This is a genomic window from Paenibacillus sp. J22R98, assembly GCF_059383835.1.
Genome location: NZ_JBXENW010000006.1, coordinates 226,141 through 237,748, shown reverse-complemented (window position 1 = coordinate 237,748; position 11,608 = coordinate 226,141). Strand labels below are relative to the sequence as shown.

The window sequence follows — 11,608 nt, the reverse complement described above, 5'->3', positions numbered from 1 at the left end:
AGCCTGCCTATGGATGCACCAACACAATCGCAGCAGTTCTCCACCGTGCTGGCTGATAATAATAAATTGCTGCATGACGTTTACTCGGATTGCAAAGACGTGATGTTCCGCGAATTTTTGATTGGCAATAAGACAGAAGCTTTTGTTGTATATATTGATGGTTTAGTAAATGTTGACATTCTGGATCAGCATGTCATCAGGCCTTTGCTTCAGTTGCCGGCAGAATCGGTCGGTGACTTGACGCCGGATCGGCTTGCTTCCATTCTGACCTTGTCTCTAATGTTGGATCATCATGAACTGGAAGATGCGATCGCATGTTTATCCAATGGATGCGGACTCCTCCTTATTGATGGCGTGAGCCAGGGGATATCAATTGGACTTGCCAAGTGGGAGAAGCGTTCCATCGAGGAGCCGGGAGCGGAAGCAGTCGTTCGTGGACCTAGGGAAGGGTTCACCGAGACAATTAGTGTCAACACCTCGATGATTCGCCGCAAAATCAAAACGCCTTCGCTCAAAATGGTTCCTTACTATCTCGGACGCCATACCCGCACGGAAGTACTCATCTCGTTTATCGAGGGCATCGCAGAGCCATCGTTGATCGCAGAGGTGCGCGAGCGTATCGAGGGGATTGACATTGACGGGATATTGGAAAGCGGTTATATCGAAGGACTAATAGAAGACAGCCCCTTCTCGCCATTTCCGCAAATCCAAGTGACAGAGCGGCCTGATGTCGTGAGCGCATCCTTGCTGGAGGGGCGAGTTGCTATTCTGGTGGATGGTACTCCGTTTGTGCTAATTGCGCCTGCCACGCTGTTCACGATGCTGCAATCGCCGGAAGACTATTATCAACGGTTCCTAATCGGAACGTTCATCCGGTGGCTTCGTTACCTTTTCTTCATCATTACCCTAATTCTGCCGTCCCTCTATGTAGCGATCATGACGTTTCATCAAGAGATGGTACCTACTTCGCTCCTGCTCAGCATCGCGAAATCCAGGGAGGATATCCCATTCCCGGCGCTCGTGGAGGCCTTGCTCATGGAGATATCATTTGAGGCGCTCCGCGAAGCGGGCGTACGCTTGCCTAGGCAAGTCGGTGCCGCCGTCAGTATCGTAGGCGCTTTGGTAATCGGACAAGCAGCGACTTCGGCCGGCCTGGTATCTGCTCCAATGGTCATGGTGGTTGCCATTACGGGTATCGCCTCTTTCATGATGCCGCAGTACAGCAGTGGAATTGCGATTCGGATGCTTCGATTCCCTATCATGGTGTTATCCGGCATGCTGGGTCTGCTTGGGCTCATGCTCGGTGTTATTGTGGTCGTCATCCATCTGTGTTCCCTGCGCTCCCTAGGGGTTCCATATCTGCAGCCGCTTGCGCCGATGAGAGGCAGTGAGCTGAAAGATGTGCTGGTGCGCGCACCAATTTGGATGATGCGTACGAGACCTTATCTGTCGAAGAAAGCGCCAAACAAGACGAGAGTGGCGGCAGACCAGAAGCCGGGACCGCCCCGAGGGAATGAGTCGCCATGATGGAGAAAGGTCGTATTTCGCCGTTGCAGCTCTCTTTTCTCGTGCATCCCTATATTCTGGCAACGTTAGTATTAAGCGCACCGGCCATATCAATGGTAACAGCGGGCCGCGATATGTGGGCAACTCCGATCGTTGCAGGAGTATTCGCCTGCTTGATGGTCGTTCTTATGTACGCACTGCATCTCAGGTACCCGAATGAAACCTTTATCGAATATATCGAATCGATTCTGGGACGTTATCTGGGCAAATGCTTATCACTGATCTATGTGGTATCGATTATTTATACCAATGCGATGGTGCTTCGCCAATATGGCGAATTTATTGCCACAACCTTTCTCATTCAGACGCCGATGATTGTGATCGTCACTAGTCTGATGATGGTCTGTGCGTATGCCCTGTATATGGGGCTCGAGGTATGGGCTCGTGCAGCTCAGCTGCTTATTCCCATTGCGCTCATCATTATCCTTGCGATGCTCATTATTATGATTCCGGATATGAGTTGGAAGGAAATGTTCCCGATGATGGAGCACGGGCCGTTTCCCTTGCTTAGAGGATCGATTCTACCTGCCTCGTGGTTCTCACAGTACTTCATACTGTCGCTCTTCTTGCCTTATCTGACTAAGAATAAAGGCCAGGCGCTCAAATGGTCGTTGATCAGCGTGGCATCGGTAACCATTACGATGGTATTAATCAACCTTTCCATTCTGTTTATGTTCGGTAACTTAAGCAAAGCGTTCAACTATCCGTTTCTCGTCGCGGTTCGCTATATTTCGTTATCGGACTTCCTGGAACATATCGAATCGTTGCTGATGGCAACGTGGCTGATTGGAATCTTCATTAAGGTGACCGTTAATTTCTATGGCTCTGTCCTGTGGACCGCCCAGTGGCTGAAGCTGCCAAATTATCGTACGATCATTGCGCCTATCGGGCTGCTGGTTATCCTCGTCAGTATATGGTGTGCACCAAACTATCAAATGCTGCGTGTTGCCTTGGGTACCAGTGTGCCTGTATACACTTTTCTGATGCAATTAATTGTTCCTGCTTTGCTGCTCCTAATCGCGATCCTCAAGGGGAGGAAAAGGCATGAAAGCTAAGTGGCGATCTCGTATACTCCTACAACTCTTGTGCGCGTGCTGGATGCTTATGCTAACGGGTTGTTGGGACCGTATCGAAATCAATGATCTTGCGCTGATTACGGGAGCAGCAATCGATAGGACAAACAGTAACCAAGTCGATTTGTCCTTGCAAATTTATGTCCCCAGAGCTGCCAGCGGAGGCGGGATGGGCATGGGAGATAAGGGCGCGAGCGGGACATCCAACACATTCGTGCTGACATCAACCGGGGTGAACATTGCAGATGCCCTATCCCATATGCAGGACAAGCTTTCGAGGAAACTGTTCTGGGGACATGCCGAAGTGATCATATTTGGTGAGGGAGCGGCGAAACTAGGCATCCGTGACGATGTGGATTACCTCATGCGAGCACCGCAGCCAAGAGAACGTGCCTATATATATGTCTGTCGTAATAAGGCGAAGAGTGTATTGGCGTTCCAATCTACATTGGAGCGAGATACATCTGAGGTATTGCGGGAACTCGCTAAGAGCAAAAGCAACATGAGCTTTACGCTGGCAGAGGTTTCCGAAATGCTATCTGAAAAGGTCGATGCCTTTGCACTGCCGTGGCTAAGGGAGCTTAAGCCGCCTAATTCAGCGAACATCGGATCGGCCCGATATCAGAACGGAACGGCGATTTTCAAAAACGGCCGTATGGTCGGCCTTGTTGACGAACAAACAACGAGAGGCCTGCTATGGCTTCGCAATGAAATTGAATATGCGGTCGAAACGGTCGTTCCGAAAGGAGAAGATGGGACCATATCCGTCCAGATGCTGAGAAGCCAAACCAAGCTCATCCCGCATATCAGTGAAGGAAAGTGGAGTATGACGGTGCGTATTCATTCGGAGAACGATACCCTGCAGAATGCGACCAACATCAATTTGGCTTCAAGTGAAGCAGGCGTCAAGAAAGTGGAGCTTGCGCTTGAGCAGGACATGAAGAAGCAGATCAGAAATGCGCTTAAACGAATTCAACTGGGGATGCAGGCAGATGTATTCGACTTTGCCGGTGAATTTCACCGGGCTTATCCGCAAATATGGCAACGAACTGAGAATGACTGGGATGAGCAGTTTCCGAAGGTGGAGGTTAAGATTGAGCCGGATGCCGTCTTGCTGCGTCCGGGATTGTCGAATGTAAGAGCAAGATCTAGCGATTAGGAGCAGAGGCTATGACTTGGAAATCCATTCCCGCTTTATTGACATGCAGTTTGATTGTATCCATCATTCAGTGGTATTGGGTACGCGATGCTCCGAGAAAAGAGCGAATCGCTTATTTCTCTTTATTGACGATTGGCTTTGGACTTGGCGTGCTTCTATACGTCTATCCTCGACTGCCGGGTCCGTCGGAGTTTATGGAGCTGTGGTTTGGTCAGCTTGGGAGGCTGCTGATTGGCAGCGGACAAGGAGAATCATGAAAGAGATGCGAATCGGCGGCAAGCAGCTGTTCTGGCTGATCGCGACCATGCAAGCAGGTATGACCATATTGCTAACCATTAACCCGGCTCTAGTAACCGCCAAGCAGGATGCATGGCTGTCGATGGTGCTCGCAAGCGTCTTTGGCGTATTTATTGCTTTTGTATGTGCGCGGATCAGTCAACTGTACCCCGGAAAGACCTTTGTGGAGTATGTGCTGCTCATTGTCGGCAAATGGGCAGGTCATGTGCTCATCTTCCTGTACTTCTTGTTCTGGTACGGCGTTCTCGCGATCATCTTGCGCCAATATGCGGAGTTTATTGCAGCTACGATATTGCCGAGAACGCCCATGATTGTTCCGATTATCGGTATGCTCTTTGTTGCAATCTATGTGGCGAGTGCCGGAATTGAAGTCATTGCACGCTGCAGCGAGGTGTTCGGCCCCTTCATTCTGCTTGGTATCTTCGTGCCGCTCGTCTTGAGCTCCAAAGGCTTTAATTGGAATCACATTCTCCCGGTTTATAGCGATACGGGAATCAAAACGATCATGCAAGGCTCACTCCCGACGACAGCCTTCTTAGGCGACTGCATCATTCTCATCATGCTGTTTGCCTTCGTTTCAAATCCGAAATCGGGTACGAAACCGGCCATGCTTGGTGTAGGGACGGCAGGTTTGTTGACGTGCATCTCGACATTTCTGATAGTGGCAGTCATCGGTTATGGCACAGGAGCGGGGCTGACCTATCCGTTTTTCAACTTAATCCGTTACATGACGTATTTTGATTTTCTGCAAAATCTGGACTCGCTTGTCGTCGCTATCTGGATCATAAGCGTTTTTCTGAAAGTCTCGCTCTATTTCTTCGTCAGCACCTATGGGACCGCCCAGTGGCTGGGAGTGAAAAAGTGGAAGCGACTCATGTGGTGGGTAGCGCCTTTCGTGCTGCTGCTTGCCTTTATACCCCGAGATTTCATCGAGAGCTCGGTCTATTTCCCGCAAAAAATTGCCATTCCGTATCTGCTTCCGTTTCATTGTGTAGGCGTACCGCTTCTGCTGTGGGGCATTGCTAAGTTGAGGTTAAGCGGCCGCAGCGCCGAAGGCAGAAAATAACTATTGCGGACAGGGGAGCAACGAGAGATACTTGTTCTATACAATCATAGACGGTCGACGACTATATTCCCTCCCGCAGCCGCGTCAGAGGGAATTTTAATGTTTATGGAATGGAAGGAACATTTCGGAAATGGCAGGAACGATAGATTTTTTCGCTAGAAAGAAAGAGGAACTGGGCGTTGCGCTCAATGAGGTGCAGAAACAGGCGGTGATGCATACGGAAGGTGCGCTACTGCTGCTGGCTTCGCCTGGATCAGGGAAGACCACCACAATTATCATGCGAATCGGCTACTTAATAGAAGTGAAACGTGTCCATCCTTCGCGTATTAAGGCGGTCACGTTCAGCAAAGCTTCCGCGCAGGATATGAAAGACCGGTTTAGTCGGTTTTTCCCGGAAATGCCTTCCGGCAGTGTCGATTTCTCTACGATACATAGTCTTGCATTCGAAGTGATGCGGGAATATTTGCGTCGCTCGCAAACTTCCTTTCAAATTATCGAAGGCGCGGTAGAGATAGAAGTCGGCGAAGGCGAGAACGAGCAAGCCGGCGGTTTCGATGAGAACAATCCGCCTCTTCATAAGAAGCTGATCCTACGGGATATGTACCGGAAGGTTCGCGGCGACAATATAACGGAAGAGCAGATGGAAGAGCTCACAACCTATATTAGCTTTATCAAGAACAAGCTGGTACCCGAAGCCGAGTGGGCGAGTGTGAAATGCGATGTTCCGGATGCTGCCCTTCTATTGAAGGAGTACGAAGCATTCAAGCGTGCGCGAACCGACAAGATTCTCGTGGACTATGACGATATGCTCGTCATCGCGAACCGTGCACTGGAGCAGAGCAATGAGCTCCTCTGGAAGTACCAGAACAAATTCGACTATGTGCTGACGGATGAAAGCCAGGATACTTCCTTGGTGCAGCATGCCATAATCGAGAAGCTGGTACGCAGACATGGATGCCTGTGCGTCGTCGCCGACGATGATCAGAGTATCTATACTTGGCGCGCGGCTGAGCCGCAATATTTGCTCGATTTTAAAGAGGTGTATCCGGATGCCGCGATACTGAAAATGGAGCAGAACTACCGGTCCTCGCGGAATATTGTCAGCATTGCGAACCGGTTCATCAAACGAAACCAGAACCGTTATGATAAAGAAATGTTTACCCGCAATCCCAGCAGCCGGCCGATTCAAATCAAGAGTTTGGCTGATTACAAGGTGCAGGCTAAGTATGTCGCAGACAAAGTGGCGCTAATTGAGCATTTGCGAGAGACGGCCGTATTGTATCGAAACAATTCTTCATCCATCTCACTCATGAACGAATTTGACCGCAGAGGCATTCCGTTCTATATGAAGGACGGCGATAACCGTTTCTTCTCGCATTGGATTCTGGAGGATATCCTGAATTTTATGCGAATGGCCTATACGGACAAGCGGCCGGATTTGCTAGAGAAAATCCATACGAAGCTGAACGGCTATATTACCAAAACGCAAATGGCGGCGCTCAATCAAATTCAGAATAACGAGTCCGTCTTCGACAACTTGATTCGGTTCGTGCCGCTTCAAGATTACCAGCCGAAGCAGCTGCAGGATTGCAAAGATACGTTTGCTTCGCTGAAGGAGACGGCTCCCCAGTCGGCGATTCGTACGATCCGCTACAAGCTTGGGTATGAGAAGGCGCTGGAGAAAATGTGCGAGCGGCTCGGCTTCCGCAAAGAGAATCTGATCGGCATTCTCAACACGCTGGAGGATATTGCGGTGGGGCTGGAGACGCTGGAGGATTTCGCGAATCGGCTCAAGTATCTGGAAGCGGTCATGAAGGCGTCCAAACGCAACAAGAACGCCAATGCCGTCACGTTCTCCACGCTGCACAGCGCCAAGGGCTTGGAGTTTGAGCGCGTCTATATCATTGATTTGATCGACGGTATTCTCCCGTCTAATGATGATATGAAGAAGGTGGAAGGCGAAATTTCGCCGGAAATGGAAGAAGCGGTTCGGCTGTTCTATGTCGGCATGACGCGGGCGAAGCAGCAACTTGTGCTGCTGACCTACGGTCAGCGGGACGGGGAAGAGGTCAAGGAATCCCAATTCGTGACGGCTGTTCGTAATCTTCAGACGCCTCCGGGTGCTGAACAGGCAAGGGCGGCATCGGCGGAAGTCGCGGCAACCAGCACGATTGGCGGCGCTGCCGGACAGAAAAGGTTTTCAACTGCCCGCAAATCTTCCGGTACGGTGACGGTTACCAGCTCGGCGCAGTCGTTTGTGCCGCCAAATCCGAATGCGCTGAAGAGCGTTGCTTCTTTGAAGAAGGGCCAGCAGCTGAAGCATCGCGTGTTTGGCAGCGGCGAGCTGATCGCAGTCGGATCGGAGTTTATTGAAATCAGATTTACGACCGGCGTCCGTAAATTGTCGGTTTCCGCTTGTCTTGAAATGGGATTGCTTGAGCTGTAGTAGTTGTCTTCTTTTTTGGACGGTCTCCGCATAAGCTAGCTTGGAATGGGAATGCGGAAGAGCGTGCTAACGAAGGAGGCCGTCGCATGCGCAAATGGGGAAGACGGGGCTGGCGAAGCAGCGGCAGGCGGCGCCGATCGTCTGGTAAACCTGGGAAGAAGATAAGCAGACGTAAGCTGCTGATCTTCTTGATGCTGCTGTTTATATTGTTCTTCGCTCAGACGTTTATCTTCATTGAACGCAACTTGCAAGGCCCGCTTATGACCGTCGCTACCGTGCGCGTGAAGCAGGTGGCTACGCAATCGATCAACAAAGCCATTACGGAACAGGTCGCCGGGAACTCCAATGCGGATAAGCTGATTGATTGGAAAACGAATGCCAGCGGCAAGATATCCGGCTTCATGCTCAACTATGCCGAGCATATGCGGATCACGTCCGAGACCATTGATACGGTGCAATCGACGCTGAACAAGATGGGCGAAATTCCGGAGCGGATTCCGCTTGGCCAGGCGCTCGGCAGCGCCATTATCGCTTCGTTTGGTCCGAGGATCCCGGTGAAATTCGAACCGATCGGAGCGGTAAAGGTTGATTTGAATACGCGGCAGAAGGATGCCGGGATCAATATGATTCTGGTTGAGGTCTATATGCACATTGTGGCGGAGGTATCGATTATTATCCCGTTTGATACGAAGCCGGAGCTCGTGGAAACCGAAATCCCGATTTCATATCTGCTCGTAGTAGGCGATGTGCCAATGTACTATTATGATAACAAAGGCAATCCGGTCGGTGATTCTGCTCCCGGCGCGCCGAATATTTCATTGCCGATGGAGAAAAGCGGGGATGGTGTGTCTACTACAACGCAGACGCATGACGGAGAGGCAAATAGCGGCGGTACTGATGATGTGCCGACGCTTGCGCCGACAAACGAACCCTAACGAAAGAGCGCTAATCAAGGCTAAGGGCCTTTGATTAGCGCTCTTTCGTTACTTCTTACGCATTTTACGCCGCTCTTCTCGCTCCCATTGCTTCAGCATCGGGTAGGGATCGAATGACCACTCCACAAGCCCGCGATCGCGGTATACACCATAATGCAAGTGAGGAGGGAATTTCCCTTGCGTCCCGGGCTTGCCATATCCGGAGCTGCCGACCCAACCTACAACTTGGCCGGGCTTTACGACGCTGCCAACGGCTAATGTCTTGTCATAGCCGGACAGATGCGCATAATAATGATAGTAATTATTGAGGTCTCGGATGCCAAGACGCCAGCCTCCATAAGGGTTCCAGCCCTTTATCTCAATAATGCCGTAGCAGGTGCTGCGAACCGGAACACCATGGTTTGCAAAAATATCGGTTCCTTCATGAATCCGATAGCCTCCCCAGCTGCGGCGAGTTCCCCATGTTCCCTTGTAGGAATAATTGGTTCCGATTGGGACGGGAAAAGCATGCTCGAACAAATCCAGCGTACCGTAGGTTGCATAAATGCGAGCGAACTGGCGGATACGCTGCACCGCCCTGGTATTGTGGTAATATTGCCACAAACCAATGGAAAAATCATCCTCTTCTGTGCCGAATTGCATGAAATGATTGGCTACAGAATACAGTAAATCTGTGTCATTCGTGCGCATCGCACGCCCGTCTCCGTCTCCATCTACGCCAAGCCCGCTGAACCACCGAATTGAAGCGGGTGACTCATCGGTCATATCAGGGTTAAGTACACCGGCCCAAGCACTCTCGGTCATAAAGATCCCGATGTATTGTCCCAGCTGCTCCCTTGTCTTGGGGCGGGCTCTGGTTATTGTCCGCTCGTACTGATCAACGGCAGCCAGACGGTACCAGGGAATACGCGTAACGATGCTGATTTCATCGTAAAGCTCTCTTCTTTTGGCGTAAGCATCGTCTTTCGGCGCCGCGCTTTTCGCACCCGCGTAAGCCGCGGTGCCTTGCAGAAGCCCTGCCATCACCAACATCACCAAGAATAGGCGTATTACAAATGATCTCAGATGTATCAGCCTCCACACGCGCCAACTAGCAAAACTTTCATTTAAGGTTTCGGTCGAATGTCTGAAATGGGTGCAATTGGTTTGAACTGCCCTGCTGTTATGATTTGCAAATCATTGGTTTTTATCCGAAACGTGCTATAATAAGACGCAGAGATTACAGAAAGCAGGTACACCTTCCATGAAGACAAAGCTCACCGAAAGAGCGCCGAAGCCGGATTGGCTTCGTATCAAATTAGCGACAGGCGGCAATTATGCCGAAATTAAAGAGATGATGCGCACCAAAACTTTGCATACTGTATGTGAAGAAGCGCGTTGTCCAAATATTTATGAATGTTGGGCGAATCGGACGGCCACGTTCATGATTCTAGGCGATATATGTACGCGTGCATGCCGATTCTGCGCAGTGAAGACAGGCTTACCGACCGAGCTCGATTTGCAAGAGCCGGAACGCGTAGCGGAAGCTGCTGAGCAGATGGGCTTGAAACACTGCGTTGTGACTTCGGTTGCACGCGATGATCTGGCCGACGGCGGCGCAATGATTTTCGTTGAGACGATTAAAGCCATCCGTAAGCGACTGCCTTTCTGCAGCGTAGAAGTACTGATTCCGGATTTTATGGGCAATTGGGACGCGCTGCAAGCGGTTATGGATGCGAATCCGGATATTCTCAACCATAATATTGAAACCGTTGCCCGGCTTTCAAACCGTGTGCGTGCGAAGGCAAAGTATGCTCGTTCGATGGAGCTGCTGAAGCGCGCCAAGGAAATGAAGCCGAATATTCCGACAAAGTCCAGCATTATGCTTGGCGTTGGCGAGGAATGGGACGAAATTTTGCAGGCAATGGATGATCTGCGTGCGGTGGATTGCAATATATTGACCCTGGGACAATATTTGCAGCCTTCACCAAACCACTTGCCGATTGAGCGATATGTGCATCCAGACGAATTCGCGAAGCTTAAAGAAGAAGGACTCAAACGCGGCTTTAGCCATGTGGAATCGGCACCGCTCGTACGCAGCTCGTATCACGCGCATGAGCAAGTGAAATCCGCAGCACAGGCCGAGCCTGCATCCCTGTGAGAAGGAGTGAGAAGCAGACTTGATCCATATCAGCGGCAGAACCTACGAATTAATACATGAGAACAGAAACGGCTGGAATTTCGAAGCCTTTCGAGAGCGATTCAGTGAAGTACTGGAACGATACGATTACGTAATCGGTGATTGGGGATATAATCAGCTTCGGCTCAAGGGATTCTTTCGTGATAATCATCCGAAGGTGACGCGCGAGAGCGCGTTCTCCTCGATGACGGATTATATTAATGAGTACTGTAATTTTGGATGCGCCTACTTCGTGCTGGAGAAGCAGCCCGGTGGTGCGAAATCCGGTGAAGACGGCGATCTGACCGAAGATCAAGATGGCGAAAGCTACGAAACGGCTGATGGCGTGGAAGCTTATGTAACCGCCTCCCGTGCCGTCGCTGCCGGTCAGGCCGCAGATGCCCCGGTTTCGGAGCACCAACAGGTGAAGTTCATGCCGCGGCATGAGCGCGATCAACGCAGAGAGCAGCAGCGCAACAGCAACCGTAAGGATGCGGCGAAGGATCCGGAGAAGGAAACGCCTCGCGAGGGACGTAAGCCGTTTAATAAGGATCGTGAGCATGGCAAGCCGGCTGCGCGTAACAACCAGAATGAGCGTCCGGAGCGTGGCGAGCGTCATGAACGCGGCGAGCGCAATGAACGCGGAGAACGCAGCGAGCGTGGCGAACGTGGGGAGCGCAACAACAATGAGCGCCCTGATCGCGGCGGCGAGCAGCGTTCAGACCGCAATGAACGTCCGGACCGGCCGGAACGGAATCGCAACAAGCGCCCTCATTTTAACCAGAAGGCTCCCGTTGCGGCCGCATCGGAGAACCCTTCCCATCCGCCTCAAGGGCGTGGCGGCAAGGATCAGGGCCCTAAACATTAAATAAAAGGCCAGCCTCAAAAGTGATTACACTTTTGAGGCT

At 51.1% G+C, this 11,608-nt stretch carries 10 protein-coding genes; 9 read left to right on the top strand and 1 reads right to left on the bottom strand.

Annotated elements, in window-relative coordinates:
• Positions 1 to 9: 9 nt before the first annotated feature.
• From AC50Y3_RS18675 to yunB, 7 genes are all read left to right on the top strand, one after another.
• On the top strand, positions 10 to 1,527 hold the full coding sequence (locus AC50Y3_RS18675; protein ID WP_494820231.1) for a spore germination protein: 1,518 nt from the start codon (positions 10 to 12) through the stop codon (positions 1,525 to 1,527).
• A complete protein-coding gene (locus tag AC50Y3_RS18670; protein ID WP_494820230.1) occupies positions 1,524 to 2,621 on the top strand; it encodes a GerAB/ArcD/ProY family transporter in 1,098 nt (365 codons plus the stop codon). The genes AC50Y3_RS18675 and AC50Y3_RS18670 overlap by 4 nt, the downstream gene beginning before the upstream one ends.
• The gene (locus AC50Y3_RS18665) at positions 2,611 to 3,798 is read left to right on the top strand and encodes a Ger(x)C family spore germination protein (RefSeq protein ID WP_494820229.1); all 1,188 of its coding nucleotides are present in this window, start codon (positions 2,611 to 2,613) and stop codon (positions 3,796 to 3,798) included. The genes AC50Y3_RS18670 and AC50Y3_RS18665 overlap by 11 nt, the downstream gene beginning before the upstream one ends.
• A gap of 11 nt (positions 3,799 to 3,809) precedes the next feature.
• Positions 3,810 to 4,055: a hypothetical protein gene (locus AC50Y3_RS18660; RefSeq protein ID WP_494820228.1), complete on the top strand. Its 246-nt coding sequence runs from the start codon at positions 3,810 to 3,812 to the stop codon at positions 4,053 to 4,055.
• Complete coding sequence (locus tag AC50Y3_RS18655; protein WP_494820227.1) at positions 4,052 to 5,161, top strand: GerAB/ArcD/ProY family transporter; 1,110 nt, start codon at positions 4,052 to 4,054, stop codon at positions 5,159 to 5,161. Before AC50Y3_RS18660 ends, AC50Y3_RS18655 begins: the two co-directional genes overlap by 4 nt.
• A gap of 130 nt (positions 5,162 to 5,291) precedes the next feature.
• Positions 5,292 to 7,607 carry an ATP-dependent helicase gene (locus tag AC50Y3_RS18650; RefSeq protein WP_494820226.1) on the top strand — a complete coding sequence of 772 codons (2,316 nt, stop codon included), beginning with the start codon at positions 5,292 to 5,294 and terminating at the stop codon, positions 7,605 to 7,607.
• Between the two features lie 86 nt (positions 7,608 to 7,693).
• Complete coding sequence (yunB, locus tag AC50Y3_RS18645; protein ID WP_494820225.1) at positions 7,694 to 8,542, top strand: sporulation protein YunB; 849 nt, start codon at positions 7,694 to 7,696, stop codon at positions 8,540 to 8,542.
• Positions 8,543 to 8,590: 48 nt separating this feature from the next.
• Here yunB and AC50Y3_RS18640 read toward each other — a convergent pair whose 3' ends face one another.
• Positions 8,591 to 9,574, bottom strand: a complete 984-nt coding sequence (locus tag AC50Y3_RS18640) for a M23 family metallopeptidase (protein WP_494820381.1) — start codon at positions 9,572 to 9,574, stop codon at positions 8,591 to 8,593.
• A 211-nt stretch (positions 9,575 to 9,785) separates the two neighbouring features.
• Here AC50Y3_RS18640 and lipA point away from each other — a divergent pair, with 211 nt between their 5' ends.
• Complete coding sequence (gene lipA / locus AC50Y3_RS18635) at positions 9,786 to 10,682, top strand: lipoyl synthase (RefSeq protein WP_210662457.1); 897 nt, start codon at positions 9,786 to 9,788, stop codon at positions 10,680 to 10,682.
• Between the two features lie 19 nt (positions 10,683 to 10,701).
• Positions 10,702 to 11,568 (top strand): YutD family protein, encoded by an 867-nt coding sequence (locus AC50Y3_RS18630; protein ID WP_494820224.1) that lies wholly within the window; start codon positions 10,702 to 10,704, stop codon positions 11,566 to 11,568.
• The last annotated feature ends 40 nt before the right edge of the window (positions 11,569 to 11,608 follow it).